At 34.7% G+C, this 20,796-nt stretch carries 16 protein-coding genes; 6 read left to right on the top strand and 10 right to left on the bottom strand.

The window, feature by feature from the left end:
• Window positions 1-105: 105 nt before the first annotated feature.
• The 10 genes from rnhA to SB689_RS07165 form a co-directional block, all read right to left on the bottom strand.
• Entirely contained in the window at window positions 106-582 is a 477-nt protein-coding gene (gene rnhA / locus SB689_RS07210) for a ribonuclease HI (protein WP_410691461.1), read from the bottom strand.
• A 198-nt stretch (window positions 583-780) separates the two neighbouring features.
• Window positions 781-2,361, bottom strand: coding sequence for a replicative DNA helicase (gene dnaB / locus SB689_RS07205; RefSeq protein WP_410691460.1), 1,581 nt, complete (start codon window positions 2,359-2,361; stop codon window positions 781-783).
• Between the two features lie 153 nt (window positions 2,362-2,514).
• Window positions 2,515-4,575: a T9SS type B sorting domain-containing protein gene (locus SB689_RS07200; protein WP_410691459.1), complete on the bottom strand. Its 2,061-nt coding sequence runs from the start codon at window positions 4,573-4,575 to the stop codon at window positions 2,515-2,517.
• A gap of 116 nt (window positions 4,576-4,691) precedes the next feature.
• On the bottom strand, window positions 4,692-6,794 hold the full coding sequence (locus SB689_RS07195) for a gliding motility-associated C-terminal domain-containing protein (protein ID WP_410691458.1): 2,103 nt from the start codon (window positions 6,792-6,794) through the stop codon (window positions 4,692-4,694).
• A 90-nt stretch (window positions 6,795-6,884) separates the two neighbouring features.
• Window positions 6,885-8,120, bottom strand: a complete 1,236-nt coding sequence (locus tag SB689_RS07190) for an MFS transporter (RefSeq protein WP_410691457.1) — start codon at window positions 8,118-8,120, stop codon at window positions 6,885-6,887.
• A 93-nt stretch (window positions 8,121-8,213) separates the two neighbouring features.
• Window positions 8,214-8,576: a hypothetical protein gene (locus SB689_RS07185; RefSeq protein ID WP_410691456.1), complete on the bottom strand. Its 363-nt coding sequence runs from the start codon at window positions 8,574-8,576 to the stop codon at window positions 8,214-8,216.
• Between the two features lie 69 nt (window positions 8,577-8,645).
• Window positions 8,646-10,145 (bottom strand): GH3 auxin-responsive promoter family protein, encoded by a 1,500-nt coding sequence (locus tag SB689_RS07180; protein ID WP_410691455.1) that lies wholly within the window; start codon window positions 10,143-10,145, stop codon window positions 8,646-8,648.
• A 127-nt stretch (window positions 10,146-10,272) separates the two neighbouring features.
• Window positions 10,273-10,563 carry a hypothetical protein gene (locus SB689_RS07175; protein WP_410691454.1) on the bottom strand — a complete coding sequence of 97 codons (291 nt, stop codon included), beginning with the start codon at window positions 10,561-10,563 and terminating at the stop codon, window positions 10,273-10,275.
• A 362-nt stretch (window positions 10,564-10,925) separates the two neighbouring features.
• Window positions 10,926-11,318, bottom strand: a complete 393-nt coding sequence (locus SB689_RS07170; RefSeq protein ID WP_410691453.1) for a hypothetical protein — start codon at window positions 11,316-11,318, stop codon at window positions 10,926-10,928.
• Window positions 11,319-11,652: 334 nt separating this feature from the next.
• Window positions 11,653-12,048, bottom strand: coding sequence for a hypothetical protein (locus tag SB689_RS07165; RefSeq protein ID WP_410691452.1), 396 nt, complete (start codon window positions 12,046-12,048; stop codon window positions 11,653-11,655).
• A gap of 254 nt (window positions 12,049-12,302) precedes the next feature.
• On the opposite strand from SB689_RS07165, the gene mfd reads away from it, so the two are divergent.
• The 6 genes from mfd to SB689_RS07135 all read left to right on the top strand — a co-directional run bounded on the left by mfd (window position 12,303) and on the right by SB689_RS07135 (window position 20,742).
• Window positions 12,303-15,674: a transcription-repair coupling factor gene (gene mfd, locus SB689_RS07160; protein ID WP_410691451.1), complete on the top strand. Its 3,372-nt coding sequence runs from the start codon at window positions 12,303-12,305 to the stop codon at window positions 15,672-15,674.
• 588 nt (window positions 15,675-16,262) lie between these two features.
• Window positions 16,263-17,087 (top strand): hypothetical protein, encoded by an 825-nt coding sequence (locus tag SB689_RS07155; protein WP_410691450.1) that lies wholly within the window; start codon window positions 16,263-16,265, stop codon window positions 17,085-17,087.
• Between the two features lie 3 nt (window positions 17,088-17,090).
• Window positions 17,091-17,909, top strand: coding sequence for a hypothetical protein (locus tag SB689_RS07150; protein WP_410691449.1), 819 nt, complete (start codon window positions 17,091-17,093; stop codon window positions 17,907-17,909).
• A 3-nt stretch (window positions 17,910-17,912) separates the two neighbouring features.
• Window positions 17,913-18,671: a hypothetical protein gene (locus SB689_RS07145; protein WP_410691448.1), complete on the top strand. Its 759-nt coding sequence runs from the start codon at window positions 17,913-17,915 to the stop codon at window positions 18,669-18,671.
• A 148-nt stretch (window positions 18,672-18,819) separates the two neighbouring features.
• Complete coding sequence (locus SB689_RS07140) at window positions 18,820-19,701, top strand: hypothetical protein (protein WP_410691447.1); 882 nt, start codon at window positions 18,820-18,822, stop codon at window positions 19,699-19,701.
• A 102-nt stretch (window positions 19,702-19,803) separates the two neighbouring features.
• Window positions 19,804-20,742 (top strand): hypothetical protein, encoded by a 939-nt coding sequence (locus SB689_RS07135; RefSeq protein WP_410691446.1) that lies wholly within the window; start codon window positions 19,804-19,806, stop codon window positions 20,740-20,742.
• Window positions 20,743-20,796 lie beyond the last annotated feature (54 nt).

The following is a 20,796-nucleotide window of genomic DNA, read 5'->3' as shown; positions in this document are numbered from 1 at the left end:
CAATGTTAATCTTACAGAAAATAATGATTATTTTGTAATAAAAACTAATTTGAATGGCGAAATAATTAATGTTGTTAACTTAAATTTAGATTCATTAAAATTAAATTAAAAAAGAGAATTGTTTTCAAGTGATTCGAAATAGGCATCAACCTCAAGGTTACCTGAAGCGGCGGCTGCAACAGCTAATTTATCACATAATTCATTTTCAAAATGTCCTGCATGCCCTTTAATCCAGTGCATTTTAGGTTTGTGGGTATTGTAAAGTTCAATGAATTTTTTCCAGAGATCCGGGTTTTTTACGTTTTTCCAGCCTCTTTTTATCCATCCTGCGATCCAGTTTTGGTTGATGGCATCAGATACATATTTGCTGTCTGTAAAAACATGAATGTCGTTATCCGGAGATTTTAATTTTTCCAATGCCGTAATTACAGCAAGAAGTTCCATTCTGTTGTTGGTTGTTTTACGAAAGCCTTTTGAGAAAGTTTTCTGATAATTTTTTTCAGGTACGCGCATAACGATTCCGTATCCTCCTTTTCCGGGATTTCCACTGCAGGCACCGTCTGTATATATTTCTATTCTCAAAATTTTATTGAATTGTTTAAACTTAATATTAAACTTAGAAGTGATAAAAGATGTATTGATTTATATAATTGAGATCCTTCGACTTCGCTCAGGATGATATCTTTAATACTAACTGTCATTTTGTAGCGTTGTCATCCTGAGCGAAGTCGAAGGATCTGTTTATATTTAAATTTTATTATTTAAAATTATCCTTAAAAATTAAAAAGGAAAATCATCTTCATCATCAAAATCATTCATCGAAGAACCTGAAAGTTTAGAACTATCCGGTAAATCAAATGCTGCACCGGGTTGAATGGTCGTTTTAATTTTATCAAAACCACTTGGTTCAGGTGTACCGAAATCAGAAGGGAAACCTCCACCGGTTGCGTGTTCAATATCTCCAAATTTCGCAAAATGCTTTAAGAAAGATAATCTTACGTCTGCTGTAGCACCATTTCTGTGTTTTGCAATAATAAGCTCGGCCTGATTTTCTGTTGTCGTTTCCTGTCCTTCTTCATCATTATCCCAAACGGTAATTTTGTAATATTCCGGTCTAAAGATAAATGACACGATATCCGCATCCTGCTCAATCGCTCCGGATTCCCTTAGATCTGAAAGTTGAGGTCTTTTTCCGGGGCGTGTTTCCACACTTCTTGAAAGCTGTGAAAGTGCAATTACGGGAACATTCAATTCTTTTGCTATCGCTTTTAGTGAACGTGAGATCATGGAAATTTCCTGTTCACGGTTTCCGCCTCCTTTTCCGCCACCACCGGCTGTCATCAGCTGGAGATAATCGACCATGATTAGCTTTACATCATGCTGCATTACCAATCTTCGGCATTTTGCACGGAAATCGAATATCGAAAGGGAAGGCGTTTCATCGATAAAAAGTGGAGCATTTTCCAGCTCGGAAACGTTGGAGAAAAGTCTTTGCCATTCTTCGTCGTCCAGCGTTCCTTTTCTTAATTTTTCGGATGAAATTCTTGTTTCAGAGGCGATCATCCTGGTGATCAACTGTACAGATGCCATCTCCAGAGAGAAAAGTACCATCGGGATTTTGTGTCCAACAGCAATATTTCTCGCCATCGAAAGTAGAAATGCTGTTTTTCCCATCGCGGGACGGGCAGCAATAATTATAAGGTCGGAATTTTGCCAACCCCCAGTTTCTTTATCTATGTCTCTAAATCCTGAAGGTACTCCGGAGATTCCTTCTTTGTCTTTTAGGGATTTAATGGTTTCAATTGCTTGTTTTACTAATGAGTTTGCCGTGTCGAAACCTTTTTTGATGGTTCCGTTGGTGATCTCAAAGAACGACTGTTCTGCTTTATCTAAAAGTTCAAAAACGTCGGTAGATTCTTTGTATGACGAATCAATTACGTTGGCAGAAACATTAATTAAACTTCTTAAAATATATTTTTCAAGAATAACGCGAACGTGATATTCAATATGCGCAGAGGAGCTGACTCCCATCGTAAGGTCTACAATATAATGATCGCCACCCGCCAAAAGAAGTTTTTCTTCCTTTTTAAGTTCCTGAATAACTGTCATTAAGTCAACAGGATGGTTTCCTTCGTATAATTTTAGAACGGCCGTGAAAATCACCTGATGTCTCGGATCGTAAAATACATCAGGAGTAAGAAGGTCAATAGAATGGTCAAGCCCTTTTTTATCAATTAAAAAAGTACCGATAACCAATCTTTCAAAATCTACTGCATTAGGAGGCATTTTTCCATCAGCAATTGACAACTCTTTCGCGAAGTTTCCGTGGGTAAGAGATGATAATGTTTCTTTCTGCGCCATTGTGCAAAGATAGGTTATTTCAAAAATAATCTGAAAATAGTAACTAACATTTTCCGTCTGATTTGTTTTAAAATACCATCAATAAAAGGCGGGTTGTGTTAATAAAAAAATCACCCCAAAATTGAGGTGATTTTTAAATGTATAAGAATTAAATTATTCTCTGTTTTTTACAAGTACCCATCCACTGTATTTTGTCTGAGTATTGTTTTTGTCATTTTCGTTCCAAGAGATACTGTACCAGTAAGTTCCTGTAAGAATTTTCTTACCGCTTGCTGTACCGTCCCATCTATAATCTCTGGTTTTATCGGCTGTGTAAAGCTTGTTTCCGTATCTGTCGTAAACGATAAACTGTAGATTTTTCTTATAAGATAATGCAGAGTAATCTATGTAATCATTTTTGTTATCTCCGTTTGGCGTAATCGCGTTAAGAAGATTAGGAACAGTTACCTGTACATCGATAGGGTTACAGTCGTAGAAATCTTTTACATATACTTTTACTTCTCCTCTCGGAAGATCTGAAAATACGTTAGAATCCTGCCAAGTGATACCGTCTAAAGAGTATTTGAAAGGTGCAGTTCCACCGTTTGTGTTTACTGTTATTGTATTGTTTGTGATATCAATGCTTGAGATAACAGGCTGTTGAGTTGCATACACATGTACTACTTGTAATGTATAACATTTTCCTGTTTTCAGTTTTACCCAGTATTCACCAACTCCTACATTTGAAATTGATTGTGTAGTTGCTCCTGTGCTCCATTCGTATCCGTCAAATCCTCCACCTGCATCTAGTGTTGTTTTATCTTCAAGACAGATTGTTTTGTCTTTTAAAACAGTTGATTTTACAGGAGGTAAAACTTTAAGGTTGATTTTAGCAATTGAATAACATCCATCCGCACTGTAAACTCTTACATATACTGAGCCTGTTGTAGCAATGTAAATCGTTGGATTTCCTATTTCATTCGTTCCGCTTGTTGCATTAGCTAACGTTGGGTAGAATTTTTTAGGAGGATTTGTAAGCGTAGAAACGGTTGCAGTTGTTAAATTGAATACCGCTGTTGTGATAGCTGTTTCAATATAACAAGACTCAAGGCTTGCTTCAGTTACTATTACTAAAGGATAGAATTTTAATGTGATTTCAGCAGTATCAGAACATCCGTCTGTTGTCGTTACTTTTACAAATACTTTTTTCTCTGCTGAAGTATAGTTTGCAGGGTTTGTAATTTCGTTAGTCCCAGCATTCAGATCCGCCATCGTAGGGTAATATTTTTTTGTAACGTTACCTGAATAAACATCTGCTGTTGTTAGATTAAATAATCCTGTACCTACATTATTATTGTTACAGGCATATATTGTGGCATCCCGGGCGGTAATATTTCCCTGGACAAACTTGAAGGTTCCTGTTTGGAAGCATCCGTTAATAGGGTTCGTGGGGTTCGCGGGATCCGTATATTTTATTCGGTAATAATATATTATTCCTGCGTTTACCGTAATTGGAGCTGTGATCGGGTTGTCACCTGTTACAGCATCATTACCTGTAGTATGATAAGTGATTGTAAAGTTTTGATTACCGTTTAGAATAGCATTAGTTAAAGTACTAAAATCAAATGTAGTAGGTAGCGCACATCTCAAGATTTCGCGTGGAGCATCTGGAGTTGGTCCTGCTACACCTGGCGGTACAAAAGGATTTGGCGTTAATGCGGGGTCTGTAAATGCAGAAGTTAGAGTAGCAGTTCCTCCCCATGTTAAAGAGAATCCGTTTGTGCTACCATCCCAGTTATCTACTACAAGATAGTAAGTCTCGCCTGCAACTACGTTCATAAAACCGCTCAATCTACCTGTTACAGTAGGGTGTGTAATTGTTAAGCTTAATCCTGTAGGACCATCTGTACCATCGTAGTTACATCTGATAGGAGGGCTTAGTGCGCCACAAGTCTGATTCGGGCCATATACTCCAAAATCATAATCCGTTGCATAAACGTTTGGTGTGATCATGAAAGTTAGAGTTCCGGAAGTTGCAATAGTGAATGTGTACCAAACTGAGTGGTTCTCATCCGATGCAAGACATCCCATAAGATCTTCCGTAACGTCACCATGACCTAAAGAAGTATAGGATAGATCAGAATTTCCACATACCGGGATCGCTGAAATACAATCCGATTGTGAGAAATATAGCTGCGAAAAAAATAAGATTAAAAGAAGTAGGTATTTTTTCATTTTTAACTGACTTTTTATGAAACAAAAATAACGAAAATATTAACAAAATATGAATATAGTATTCGTGAAGTAAAAAAAACCGCTTGAAAAAGCGGTTTTTCTTAATATATTATTAATTATTCTCTGTTTTTAACCATTACCCATCCTGTGTATTTGAAAGGAGTACTTTTTTTATCATTCTCATTCCACGTCACAGAGTACCAGTAATTTCCTGTAGGAACTTTTTTACCACCATTGGTAGTACCGTCCCATTTATAACCATTAGTTTTGTCAGCCTGGAAGATTTTAGTTCCATATCTGTCAAAAATGTTGAATATAAGATTTTGCTTATTTGCTAATGCAGAATAATCTATCACATCATTTACACCATCTCCGTTTGGAGTGATTACGTTGATAAGATTTGGAACAACAATTTCAACATGAATAGGCTCACAATCGTAAGAATCTTTTACATATACCGTATTGTTACCTCTTGGTACATTAGCGAAAACGTTAGAATCCTGCCAGTTGATATTGTCCATTGAATATTTATATGGAGCAGTTCCAGCTACAACATATACTGTAACAGTAGTAGTTGAAATATCAATTGTAGAGATTACAGGTTGCTCAGAAGGATAAATTTTAACCGTTTGAATTGCTGTACAGTCTCCTGTTTTCAATTTCACCCAATAAGTTCCAACCCCTACATTGCTAATAGACTGAGTCGTCGCTCCCGTGCTCCATTCGTATGCATTGAATCCAGGACCTGCATCTAGCGTAGTCTTGTCTTCCATACAGATGATCTTATCTTTTAACACCGTAGAATAAACCGGAGGGATTACAATTAGAGTCACTTTAGCTACAGCATAACAGTTGTTTCCGTTGGTTACTTTAATATAAATTACACCATTTGGAGCGGTATATGCTGCTGCCGTTGTAGGGTTAATTTCGTTTGTACCGTTTATTGCATCTGTTAAAGATGGATAATATTTTTTAGTTATACCTCCTTGTGTTGTAACCGAAGCGTTGGTAAGGTTAAATAAACCTGTTGAAGGATTACCTTCAATAAAACAAGCTCTCAATGTTGCATCATTTACAACGACAACCGGGAAGAAGTTCAATGTGATCGTAGCTGTATCGGCACAACCCTGAGGAGTTGTTACTTTTACATAAACTACACCTGTTGAAGATGCATAGTTCGCAGGGTTTGTGATCTCATTAGTTCCTGCATTAAGATCTGCCATTGTAGGATAATACTTCTGAGTTGCAGTAGGATCATTCAATACGGCTAAAGCAGTAGAGGTTAGATCATATGTTGCAATACCTGAATTATTGTTGTTACAAGCATTCATTGTAACATCATTAGCGGTAATATTTCCGAGTTTAAATTTAAAAGTACCTATTTGCCTACAGGAGTTAATCGGGTTAGCCGGGTTTGTAGGATCCGTATAATGGATACTGTAATAGTACGTCGTGGTTGTGTTAACCGTAATTGGCGTTACAATTGGGCTCGCTCCAGACAATGCATCATTTTGAGATGTATGATAAGTTACTGTAAAGTTTGGATTGTTATTAACGATACCCGCTGATAAAGTACTGAAATCAAAAACTGCAGGACTTGTACAAACAATTACCTCATTTGGATTTGCTGGGTTTGCGTTAGGCGTTCCAGGCGCTATAAATGGGTTTGGAGTAAGCGCAGGATCATTAAATGGAGAAGCTAAAGTAGCTGTTCCACCCCAAGTTAAAGAAAATCCGTTAGTATTTGCCGAATAGTTATTTACCAAAAGATAATATGTCTGACCCGGTAAAACATCCATATATTTTACCCATTCGTCTCCGTTACCGGATGTTCCGGCGCCATCATATAAATCTGTTGAAGTCATATTAAGACCTGTAGCCCCACTTGTGTAGGGTGTCGAGCATCTAATAGTGTTTCCTTTAGTAGCACAATTCACATTTGGTCCCCAAACGTAAAAGTCATAATCTGTTGCTGCTGTTGTTAAAGGGGTAATTACAAAAGTTAAAGTTCCTGCTGTGGCAATTGTAAATTTATACCAAACAGAGTATTTTTCTACATAAATACCACAGTTCCCGTCTGGAAGCTCCTGTGTTCCGAATCCGGAAGGTGTGTAGGAAAACCCTGAGTTTCCACAAACAGCTAAAGCTGTAGCACAATCTTCTTGTGCATAAAATATCTGACATAAAGGTATCAGAAAAATGAGTAGAAATTTTTTCATAAAGGGGAAATTTTATAAGGCAAATATAAAAAATTATTAACGTTGAATTGAAGTTTTTATCATTTATTTAATAAATTGAAGCAAAAGGCTTTAATATTGCATTTTTCTTAACTTAGGATTCGTACTTGCTACTAAAATAGCTACAAGTACAGTCATTGTTCCTCCAAAGACTACGGAGCGCACTACTCCTAGTAATTTTGCCATAACTCCACTTTCAAACTGTCCCATTTCATTGCTCGACATGATGAAAATAGAATTCACGCTCAAAACACGTCCTCTGATGTGGTCTGGCGTTTTCAGCTGAACAATTGTTCCTCTTATCACGACTGAAATTCCGTCAAGCATTCCGCTTAATACCAAAAACATAAACGAAAGCCAGTAAATATGTGATAATCCGAAACCGATGATACACAATCCAAAACCTGTTACAACAGCAAGTAAAACCTTTCCTTGATTCTTCCTTAACGGAATAATTGATAGAATTGTTATAATACACATCGAACCAATATCAGAAGCAGCATTTAATAATCCGAAACCTTCGGCACCAACTTTCAGAATATCGGTTGCAAATACAGGAATCATAGCGACTGCACCTCCGAAAAGAACGGCAAACATATCAAGGCATAAAGCGCCTAATATTTCTTTAGTTTTAAATATATAAGAAATTCCTTCACGCATACTTTCAACAACATTTACATCTTCTTTTTTATGTTCAGAATATTGTTTTTTTAATTGCCAGAAAAACACTGAAGCGAAAATTATTAATGAAATAATAACAACCAATGTCCATTTTACACCAAAATAACCAATAAGAAATCCTCCGACTGCATGCCCGCAAACCGATGAGATCAGGAAAGTTGCCTGATTTAAAGTAACAGCATTGGGAAGATTCTCTTTTTTAACAATAGTCGGAATCATAGAAGGAACAATTGGTCCGATAAAAGCTCTTGCGATCCCCGTAAAGAAAATAACAACGTAAATAAAATAGGTGATCTGATGTCCTGTGAAATGCATTTGCACATTCAGGAAAGCTGGAATAAGTAATAATCCGATCAGAAAAACATAGGCGTAATTACAAATGAGTAGAAGCCTCTTTTTTTCATTCATATCAATAACATGACCGGCGTATAAAGCACAACTTACGGCCGGAATTACTTCCGAAAGACCGATCAAACCAATCGAAAACGGATCTTTTGTTAATTGATACACCCACCATCCAAGTAAAGTTGCGAGCATTCTAAAGGCTAAAACGATAAAAAATCTTCCAGTAAGAAGATTTCTGAATTCAACATTTTGCAATGTTTTCAGCGGGGTAAACGAAATCATTCACAAAAATAGCCCTAAATATTCATTTAAGACTAGTGATATTATGATTTTTTAAATGATAAATCAAATAGAAGCTGAAAGATAAAATCTATTTTAGTCAGCTCTTGAAGAACTTAAAACCAATGCCGCAACACCTGCTGCACCAATCACAACAGCTCCTGCAGTAATTCTTGCTTTTCTGCTGTCTCTTACTGAAGCTACGTTAGATTTTGGAATGATAACTTCTGCGCTGTCTTTTTTCCCAGCTGTACCAATAAGGTTGTCGCCATCTACGTTACGGAACAACATTTTTTGATTTTTAGAACCGTCTTTCATTTTAACCACATACATTTTTCCTGCTTCAAGGTTAGAATAATTATTCTTAGAAATGTCTTCCGTGTATTTTGTAGTTGCACAAGAAGAAATTACAAATAATGACGTTAACAAAGATGATTTTAAAAGTACAGATGCTTTCATTCTAATTTTTTAGTTTTCCAAATTTATAATTTTTTTCGAATATATGTTTCCGGAATCAAAAAAATGTGTTTAAAATTTATAGATTTCTAATAAATCTGCGATTTTTCTGTCATTTGCCAGTCTTGGAGTTTTGTTTTGACCTCCCAATTTCCCTTGAGATTTTGCATATTCGTGAAAAGCATTCTTTTTTAATCTGCTGATATGAAGTTTCTGGAGAATATTTCCTGAAATCAAATCATCATAATAAGTATTGCGTTTTCTGAGTTGTTCATCAAGTTCATTTTTAAATAAATCTAAATTTTCCGGCTCTTTTTCAAATTCTATAAACCATTCGTGATAAGGAAGTCCTTCCGCGGGATTCACTTGTGGAGCAAGATGGAACTCAGTAATCTGAGCAGGATATTTTTCTACGGTTGCTTTCATAGCTTCTTCAACTTCAAAAGCAATCACATGTTCTCCGAAAGCTGAGGTGAAATGTTTCGTTCTTCCGCTCACCAAAATTCGGTGCGGATTTTTATCGATAAATCTCACAACATCACCAATCGAATACGCCCACAAACCTGAATTTGTTGTTAAAATTAAAGCGTAATCTTTATTAAGTTCAATCTCTTTTAAGGTTAATCTTTTCGCATTAGATTTTCCATATTCTTCCAAAGGAATAAATTCATAGAAAATCCCATGATTGGTTAAAAGTAACAATCCTTCTTTCGTATAATCGTCCTGAAATGCAAAAAATCCCTCCGAAGCCGGAAATGTTTGAATAATATCAACTTTTCCGCCCAGTAATTCCTCCATTTTATCACGGTAAGGTTCATAATTAACTCCGCCTGTAACGATAAGTTGAAGGTTTGGGAAAAGTTGTTTGATCTTTTTGCCGTTTCTTTCAATTAATTTTTCAAAATACATGATCAACCAAGGTGGAATTCCTGAAATCAAAGTCATGTTTTCTTTTTCTGTTTCCTCAACAATTTTATCGACTTTAGTTTCCCAATCTTCAATCATATTGGTTTCTAAACTCGGTAAGCGGTTTTTTTGAAGATAATTTGGAATGTGATGAGCCACAATTCCTGAAAGTCGTCCTGTTTTTATTCCGAAAACTTCTTCCAATTCAGGGCTTCCCTGTAGAAAGATCATTTTTCCTTTTACAAAATCGGCGCTATTTTTCTGAGCAATATAATGGAATAAGGCACTTTGAGCTCCGGCAATTTGAAACGGCATTCCTTCTTTAGAAATCGGAATGTATTTTGAGCCTGAAGTGGTTCCCGAAGTTTTAGCAAAATATTCCGGAGTTTCTGTCCATAAAATATTGGCCTGTCCTTTTTTTACTCTTTCAATGTAAGGTTTAAGATCTTCATAATCTGCAACGGAAACTCTTTCCTGAAATTCTTGAATAGAATGGATATTTTCAAAATCATGCTCTCTTCCAAACAGCGTCTTTTTGGCTGTTTCTATTAAAGATAAAAGCAAATCTTCTTGGTTCTTTTCTGCATTTTTCTTGAATTCTCCAGCCTTTCGGACGTGCTTTTTTGCCCAAGACAGTGCTATATTTTTCTTTAGGAAGTTTAACATGGTTCAAATTTATAAATAACTAAATAATTTGATGCTATTTTAATGAAATATGAAATAAAAAAACCGATGAATGAGTATCATCGGTTCTTCGAAATTTGATTATGAAAATAACAACTATAAGTTGAGTTTATTTGTTTGCTTTATACCTTTTGTCTGGGGTACCATCTTTTTTCAGATGTTGATTGTCTTTATATCTCTTGTCAGGAGTTCCGTCTTTTTTCATTTTAACAGCTGTTGTTGAGGTAGCTGTAGGCTTTGCCATTTTAGTATCTGCTACTTTTGCGGCTTTTGTATCTACAGTTTTAGCAGTTTTTGTTACCTGATGAGTAGCTTTAGTAGCTGTTGCGGGAGCAGTTTGTTGAGCGGTAGCAAATCCTAGTCCTAATACTATTGACATTGCTGTGATTAATTTTTTCATAAGAATTTGTATTGTTTGTTTTTCTTGAATCAAAGTTATGCAAAAATCGTACTGAGAAACTCACTTTTAGAAACTTAACTAAAGTTTATTACAGCTTAAAAAAATATTAAAAGGATTTTTGGGAAACACAAATTCCACAATTTTTTTCACAAATAACCACAGAAAATATTGTTTCAAAAGATAACCGTTGCTGAGTCAAACGCCTTTGCGAACTTAAAAACACTGTTTCATTAAAAATCTTTGCAAACCTTGCGTTAAAAAAAATCTATTCAATTAATTTTCTTCAATAAAAAAATTTAGAAAAAACAAAACCTGCTTCCGTTTTCCGAAAGCAGGTCCTAACGTATGTATGAAAAGTTGGTTTAACGAGTACAGTTGGCTGTCCAGGTTTTACCATCCTTGATGTATAGGATTTTCAATTCATTATTATCAATTCTTATGTAAGAAGTTCCGTTTGATCCTATCATTACTAGAGTATGATCACCTTCCTGATTAAATTCGATCCCGTTAAGATCAGGAATACTGTTCGAAAACGCGAAGTTATACTTTGTTCCACTTGCGATTTTTGTTACAAATACACTACCGTTATCTGTATTAATGTCCGTACTTCCGTCTTTGTAAGAAACAGTTCCTTTATAAGTTCCTGCGAAGAAGTCGTTGTTAGTTGGATCGTCATCATCACTACAAGATGAGAATGACATTGCCGTGACAAGTACCAACATAAAGATACCTAAAATTTTAATTGCTTTTTTCATAATATTATTTCTTTAAGAGTTTTGTAAGGTAGATTAGCCAAATTCTGTGCCGTGTAGAAATAATAGAATTGTTTTAACTTTTAATTAGAATTTTTAGTAAAAAATTAAGATTTAATGATTTTTAGCTTATTTATTTTAAATTTTGAGTAATCCGCAAATTTTTTATTGTCGAAAAAAATATCCTTATATCTGTTTTTTATATTAAACGGTTACGGAAAACTTCCGAAATCGCTTTTATCTTTTCAGAGATTGGCTATTACTTAAATTATATATAAATAAAAAACCTGCTTTCATTTTCCGAAAGCAGGTTCAATTATGTATTTAACTAATTGGATTATCTTTTGCAATTGGCAGTCCATGTTTTGCCATCTTTTGTATATGCAATTTTTATCTCGTTATTTTCAACTCTTACGTAAGCTGTTGCATTTGAACCTACCATTACAAGAGTTTTATCTCCAGTTTTTTCAACATCAATTTCGTTAAGGGCAGGAATGTCATTAGAGAAGGCAAAGTTGTATTTTTTGTCACTTACTACTTTAGTTACAAAGATACTTCCTTCGGTGGTAGTAATGTCTTTATCTGCATCTTTATATGAGACACTTCCTTTGTAGATTCCGGCAAAAGCATCGTCTTTTATTAGATCTTCCTCGTCATTACTACAAGATGAAAAAGAGATTGCTGTAAAAATAACCAGCATAAAAATTCCTAAAGTCTTAATTGTTTTCTGCATCATATTTCTTTTAAATGTTAGGTGGGGTAAGCTCCAAACATTATGCCGTGGGTAGGGCTTTTTCGTGGTTTAACTTTTAATTAAAATGTTTTGGGAATTATTGTGATTTAAGGGTTTTTCATTGATTGTTTTTAAATTTTATGTAATTCATAACGTTGATTTTAAAGAAAAAAAATATCCTTATATTTGTTTTGTCTTAAACGGTTTCGGAAAACTCCCGAAATCGCTTTTGTCGTTTTACACCATTACTTTTTATGCAGTTAAAAACAATCAACGAAAAGTTTCTTCCGGATTTACTGAAAAAGGAATTTGGAAAAGAAATTTTTACTCAACTGGAAAATAATCAACACATTTCTGTAAGAGGAAGTGCAGGATCTTCAACTTCAATTTTTGTTGCAGAGCTTTTCTTAACACAAAAACATACTATTCTTTATATAGTTGATGATAAAGAAGACGCCCTGTATATCAATACAGAATTGGAAGATCTTTTGGGCAAAGAGAAGGTTTTGTATTTTCCTGCAACTCATCTTGAGCCTTATCAGGTTGAAAAAACGCAGAATGCCAATTTGGTTTTAAGAACTGAAGTTTTAAATAAAATAAATTCTGGCAAATCTCCGAAAGTAATTGTTGCCTATTCCGGAGCTTTATCGGAAAAGGTTTTAAAGAAAGAAGATTTTAAAGCCATTTCTCATCAGATCAAAGTGGGCGACCAGCTTGACTTCGATTTTGTGGATGAATTGCTTACGCATTACAATTTCCAACAAACAGATTTTGTTTCCGAACCGGGAGAATTTTCTGTGAGAGGAGGGATTGTAGATGTTTTTTCTTATTCCTACGAAAAACCTTATCGTGTAACTTTCTTCGGAAATGAGGTTGAAAGCATAAAAACATTTGATATTGAAACCCAGCTTTCCATCGAGAAGGTAAAAGAGCTTCAATTGGTTTCTAATATGAACTTTTCAGTTTCAGGAACCAGAGTTTCTTTGCTTCAATTATTGCCGAAAGAGAGTTTTGTTGTTTCTAAAAATGGAGTTGTAGGACTTCAGAGAATTAAATCATTCTACGAAAAGTCTCTGGAAAAATTTGAAACTTTAAGTAAAGATATAGCTCACAGGTCGCCACAGGAATTATTTATTTCTGATCAGGAATTTTTGTTTGATTATAAAAAATTTAAAACAATTGATTTCAGCAGTGTTTCAATTGAAGGATTAAAAGATATTTCTGAGGTTAAAATTGAGCAAACTTCACAACCAACTTTTCATAAAAACTTTGAATTATTAATTGAAGATTTAGAAGAAAAGCAAAGTGAAGGTTTTGAAACATGGATTTCTTTCTCCACAGAAAAGCAAAAAGAAAGACTAGAATCTATTTTTGAAGAATTGGAGCATGAAGTTCCTTTTAAAAGTTTTAAATCTGAACTTCATGAAGGTTTTGTAGATAATGATCATAAACTTTTGGTCTACACAGATCACCAGATATTCGACCGTTACCAAAGATATAAAGCGAAAAACAACTTCGCAAAATCTGAACAGCTTACCTTAAAAGATCTAATGTCTCTGAAAATTGGAGATTACATCGCTCACATCGACCACGGAATCGGAAAATTCATGGGATTGGTAAAAGTAAATAATGATGGTAAAATTCAGGAATGTTTTAAATTGACTTATAAAAATGGAGACTTATTATATGTAAGTATTCATTCACTTCATAAGATTTCAAAATTCAACGGGCCGGACGGAAAAGAAGTTGTTCTAAGTAAGTTGGGATCGCCAGCCTGGAAATCTTTAAAACAAAAAACAAAAGCCAAAGTAAAACAAATCGCTTTCGACCTTATCAGATTATATGCTGAAAGAAAAACGGCAAAAGGTTTCGCTTTTACGCCGGATTCTTACCTGCAAAATGAGTTGGAAGCAAGTTTTATTTATGAAGATACTCCCGATCAGGAAAAAGCAACCATTGATGTAAAAAAAGACATGGAAGCCGATACTGTAATGGACAGATTAGTCTGCGGAGACGTAGGTTTCGGTAAAACGGAAGTTGCTGTTCGTGCTGCTTTCAAAGCGGCGACAGATGGGAAACAGGTTGCTATTCTGGTTCCGACCACGATTTTAGCCTTTCAGCATTACAGAAGTTTTAAAGAAAGATTAAAAGATTTTCCGGTAAATGTAGATTATGTGAACCGTTTCAGGACAGCAAAACAAAAATCTGAAACATTGGACGCTTTAAAAAAGGGAAAAGTTGATATTATTATAGGAACGCATCAATTGGCAAGCGCAAGTGTTAAGTTTAAAGATCTAGGTTTATTAATTATTGATGAAGAACATAAATTCGGAGTTTCGGTAAAAGATAAATTAAAGACTTTAAAAAGCAATGTTGATACGTTGACCCTAACAGCAACCCCAATTCCGAGAACATTACAGTTTTCATTGATGGCAGCGAGAGATTTATCAGTAATTAAAACACCACCGCCAAACAGACAGCCTGTAGATACACAGCTTGTTGGTTTTAATGAAGAAATAATTCGTGATGCGGTTTCTTACGAGTTGCAAAGAGACGGGCAGGTTTATTTTATTAATAATAGAATTGAAAACCTTAAAGATATTGCAGGATTAATCCAAAGATTGGTTCCTGACGCAAGAGTAATTACCGGACATGGTCAAATGGAAGGAAAACAACTTGAAAAGAATGTTCTGGATTTCATGGAAGGTAAATATGACGTTCTTGTTTCCACAACAATTGTTGAAAGTGGAGTAGACGTTCCGAATGCGAATACCATTTTTATTAATGATGCTCAGCGATTCGGGATGGCAGATCTTCACCAGATGAGAGGTAGAGTAGGACGAAGCAACAGAAAGGCTTTTTGTTACTTAATTACTCCGCCTTATGACATGATGACGGCAGACGCTAGAAAACGTCTGGAAGCGATTGAGCAGTTTTCAGACCTAGGAAGTGGTTTCCAGATTGCGATGAAGGATTTGGAAATTCGTGGAGCAGGAGATTTGTTAGGAGCCGAACAAAGTGGATTTATAAATGAAATGGGCTTTGAAACCTATCAAAAATTAATGCAGGAAGCTCTGGAAGAACTTAAGGATGATAAAGATTTTGAAGATTTATTTGATAATGAAGAAGATCGAAATAAGCTCTTTAAATCTGTAAAAGACGTCAACATTGATACCGATCTGGAATTAATGCTTCCAGACTTTTATATCTCTAATACTGAAGAACGATTACTACTTTATCAGAAGCTTGCGGAAATTGGAAATGAGGCAGATTTACAAAAATTTGAAACAGAATTGATCGACCGTTTTGGAAATTTACCCAATGAAGCAGTTAATTTATTAAAGAGTGTTGCTCTAAAATGGCTTGCCTCAGACATCGGTTTTGAGAAGATTGTCATGAAAAATGGGGTGTTTTTAGGGTACTTCCCGGCTAACCCTCAAGACAAATTCTACCAGACTAGCAAGTTTAAAAACATTATTAGCTACCTGACTTCAAATCCTGCAGAAGCCCAACTGAAGGAGAAAGTAAGCAAAGATGGAAATCACCTTATGATGAGAAAAGATAACGTAATAAATGTCGATGAGGTGAATTATCTGTTAAGATCGATTTTAAAAAATGAAAATTAATTCAATTTAAAGGGAAAAATTACATTGTCTCAAATTGATTAAATTTAAGGCAAAGCCATATATTTCAACAGATTCGACATTTTCAATAGTGAAAATCGGTAGAATTTGTTGAAATATTTTTTTTATAGATGACATTCGTCAGGTATTCTCAAAATGAACAAAAATTTTTATTAAAATAATATTAAATTAACGTAAATATTTTTGTTCCTGATTTTTAAAAATTTACAAAAATAAAAGCTCTATTTTTCACTGTTTAAAGAGAAATTTTTAAGATTAATTTACTTTAAAAATTAGTTCAATCCTACTATTTTCGATTAATATAAAAATGCCACAGAAGTATATCTGATGGTGAATATCTGTATATAATAAAATCACCTTGTGTTGATAAAATATAAGACAATAAATATCTTTAAGGTGAATTACGGTATAAAATTGACACAGAAAAAAAGGAGTTAATTCAACTTAAAATGAAATAATTCCACTTTTTATAGATTAAAAATATCTTGTAAATCGCTTATTTCTATTGGTTTACGAAAGATAGGTGGACTTTTTAAGAATTTTTTTTTCTTTACCTTTGCAGTCCTTATTATGAAAAAAACTCTGTATTTATGCGTGGTTGGACTAGTGTCAGTCTATACTCATGCGCAGGTGGGCGTTGGGATTAGTACTCCCCAAGCTACTCTCGATGTCAACGGGAAAACCACCTTAAGAAAAGAACTTAGAATGGCCGGTACTTCAACCCAGGTCGGGAATGCCGGGGTAAATGGCCAAGTTTTGGTTTCCCAAGGAGATGGGATCTCTCCTCAATGGAAATCATTGAACAATGTCTCCTTTATGGAGGAAGGGCAATACAAATTAACCAATTCGTATTTGTCATCGGATCAAGCTGGTATTAATAGTTTTTCTAACGGAATCTTAGGCGACAGTGTTTACAAAAACAGTGTTGGTGATGATATAGGAGATTCAAGCAAAGGAAAATGGGTGAAAATTGCCGGCCTTGAGAATAACTTTACAATTAAAAACGGACTCAACAGACTTACATATCAATTCCAAACCGGGGTTGAAATGAAATCTACAGCATCAGATGCATCTCAGAATGTAAGCTTTACATGCGGGATTTTCAGAAACAGTAAGCTTGTAGCTGTACGTCCGGACAAAATTGCTTCAACCAATAATTCTGATAAAAACGGGATCCAGGATTATATTTTCACATTGAATTATACGGAACCAGACGTTCCGGTAGGTGTACACAAAGTTGAGGTTGCATGCAGAAAAATTAATGTATCCAACTCGAATGCTCAATTTGCTATTGGGCGTACTGTGGCAAGTAACAGTAATCTTTCTAATGCATTCACTTTAGAGTCTGCATTTAAGATAGACCTTATCGAATTTATAACCTACAAAGTAAACTAATCAATGAAAAATATATTATTTATCCTATTCTCAACAATAGGGTTATCTCTTTCTGCTCAAGTGGGAATCGCTACGCCTACGCCGAAAGCAATGTTAGACGTCAATGGAAACATTAACCTTAGAGGGAAATTAATCGTTCGAAATGCTGCAGATGGTAAGCTTCTAGAAGGTGGAGATGATCAACTTTTGGTTTCACAGGGTGCAGGACTTGCGCCTACATGGAAGTCTCTTCGTATTCCTGATTATGAAACGAATAAATTTTATTTAATTTATAATAACTCTTTTTCAGATAGAGTGGGAGTAACCTTCACTTCTTCAGAAGAGCCTACGATTGCATCAAGATCTGCTTCTTTTACGAAAAACAGCAACTTTAGTACTTTCAGTCAGTTCAAAAAGATTCCGGGATTATCTTCTCAGACATTCAATGTATATAGTACAGAAAGTAAAACATACTTCCAGTTTGAAACGGTAGTTCAAGCCAACTTTGCAAATGCAGGAACTACGGATACTTCGATTGATTATGCATGCGGAATTTTTGTTGATGATAAATTAGTAAATCTAAGACAAGGAAATCTGAAAGCAGTTAATTCAACAAATCCTTTCCTTACCCATAATCAGATCGGCCTTGCTCAAAACCTTACAAAAGGGGCACACACAGTGAGTGTGGCTTGTTCAAGATTAAAATCCTATAATGTACCTACAGGAATAACATTAAGTATAGGAACCAATGTTGCGGATAATATTGATTCTTTCATCTCTCAATCATCATTTAAAGTAGATGTTTATGAGGTTCCACAGGTATTTAATGCGATAACAAACTAAATCATGAAAAAACTATTATTAATAAACTTATTTTTCCTCGCAATATTGTCTAACGCTCAAGTTGGCATAAATACAGCAACACCTGTTAATACCTTGGATATAAACGGTGACCTGAATATAAGAAAGGAAATAAGAATTGGAGCTTCATCTGCTACAAAAGGAACTGCAGGAGCAAAAGGAACTATATTTCACAATAATGCAAGCTTAAACGTAAACGACTGGAAAAATGTAAAAGTAGCCGACGGAATGGGAAGTATGTCTCTTTTTTCTATGAGTAGCGTTTTTGATAAAGTTGGAGCAGGATTTACTGGAAACAACGGGGCAATAAGTCCTTATCCAGAAAATATGGATATCACAGCAAACTGGACGGTCTTAACAGGAACTGTAACCACTTTTTCAGTTACCAATACAACGAATAAAGTAACATTTGCATTCCAGACTACTGCTCAAAAAACAGTTAATGCGAATACAACCAACGCCAATGCATCGATGAGTTTTGGTTGCGGAATTTTTGTTGATAATAAACTGAAAGCAGTAAGAACAGATGTACTTTTGGGAGCAGATGGTACCAACAAAATTTTTAACCTTAATGCAACGCTTACAAATATGGAGATTAAAAATGGTTACAGCGTAAAGGTTGCCTGCACAAAAAGAAACTTAAATGGCGGAACGATAGGAATCGGAAGAGCTGTTAACACAGAATTTTTAAATTCAGATATGTCGCAATCAGTATTAACTACATCAGTATTGCAACCGTTTTAATTTTTCATAATAAATATTAATTGTAAATCTAAAGGCGCAAGTTTTTAGATTTTTTTTGGTTTAAATAGTAACTTTTATGAATATGTGATTTTTTCAGCCATTATTTTATGAAAATAAATTATATTTGGGCTCATTAAAATCATTAACCATGAGTAAAAACTTTCTATTTAAAGCTCTTCTAGGGCTTACTATCGGATTTCTGGTGTCTTGTGACAACACAACAGATGATCCCATCAATCAAAACAAAACAACCAACACAAACAATAACGGTGGAACGCCAACGATTACCGGACCAAGAATTTTAAGTAAAATCATCAGCGGAGGTAATACTCAGCAGGAATTTATTACAACAGCCGGAGTTCTTGAAAAAGGTATATTTACAGATGCAAGTGCTCCAAATTCTTTCTTTACAGGTACACCAACTTATACAGGAACAAAAATTTCTAAAGTGAAGTTTGTAGGTACTGCAAGTAATAGTTCAGGTTATGAATTTAATATTACCTATGACGTAAATGGAAGAATTTCCGGAACTACATCTAATATGTTAACAGGATCTACAATTATTGGAAATAGTGATTATTTCTACACTTATGATTCAGCAGGAAAGATCACAAAGATCATGGAGAAGAAGAAAATAGGAACGGTAACGCCAACTTATACTCATTTTACGGAAAATACATTATCATATTCTGGTGATAACATTACAAAAGTAGTTTCTGTGATGGGAGTAATGGACAGTAGCGGAAATCCACAGGCGGGTTCTTCATTGGCAACTACGTTTAATTTTACGAACTATGATTCGAAGATTAATCCTTATACAACGCTTCCTAAAACATTTTTCTTGATGTATAGTTTGATACATCCTGCTAATTTCTACAATTTATCTGCAAACAACGTTGGGAACCTGAATTTTGCATATCCGGCACCGGCACCGGCGATCTCTGTTAATTTAACGTATCAGTATGATACTCAGAATTATCCTGTTTCAGATCAGACTGGCTCAGCCAGTTATGTTTATAAAGCGTTATAAGAACAGTCTAAATTATTAGTTTTATTATAATGTAAGGAGATATATGCTTTTTATTCAAAAAAAAATTATATTTTTGGGAAAATAAATAATCCCCCTTAAGGAATGAAACGACTTTTCTATTTTGTTTTACTATTGGCAGGTTTTTCTGCAATACATTCTTGTAAAGACTTATTGGATGAAAATGGAGATCCATTAGTAGATATAAATAATAATAGCGGCTTAATAGGCCCAAGAGCATTGTACCGAGAAATTACAGATGCCGATACGATTGCAGAATATCATTATAACGGATTACTTTTATCAAAAGTAATTACAGATAGCGCATCTATTACAGATGTAATGTTCAGTGGTGATAAGGTAAGTACGATCAATTTCCGTGGTTTCCTTGATATGGATGGAAACGGAAAGCTTGAGAAAGACAGTATCTCATTTTCTCAACTGTTTACGTATGGTAATACGGGAAGATTAGAATCTATTTCAGAAAATCGTTCTATTTACAGAAGAGCGGCACCGATTCCTCCGGCGACTTTAGGAGTAAAAGCTCTTTTCAAAAAAACGAAAAGTATTTTTAATTTAAAATATAACGGATCTACAGCTAAGCTTGATTCTATCATTATGAGAAATGGTGATGATGTTTCAGGAACTCCTTTTGCTTACACGAAATATACAAAAGTAGGGTATGAATATGTAGGAGATAATATCTCTAAAGCCGTAAAATATTATGGTCCGATGATAGGAACAACAGGTAATGTATATGGAACGCCAGCTCAAAAATTGGGTTATGCATATTCAAACTATGATACTCAGATAAGCGCTTATACATTATTGCCTTTTGCATATAAAGTGTCTGCTCTTATATCAACAGATTATAAGGATATCAGAAGTTTAATGCTTTCTCCGAACAGTCCTAAAAGAATTTCGGTAACAGATCTTTCGTTGCCAATTCCGGCTCCAACGGTATTCTCTACAGACTACAACTACGATCCGCAGACTTATGTTAAGAAAGGATTTGGGATCAATTTTATTTATAAACCTTTATAAGAAATAATTTTTTTAATAATATTTAAACTCAATTCTTCACCGGATTGAGTTTTT

Origin of the sequence: Chryseobacterium sp. SIMBA_038 (assembly GCF_046535115.1) — a bacterium.
Classification (GTDB): domain Bacteria; phylum Bacteroidota; class Bacteroidia; order Flavobacteriales; family Weeksellaceae; genus Chryseobacterium.
This window is presented reverse-complemented; position numbering and strand designations above follow the sequence as displayed.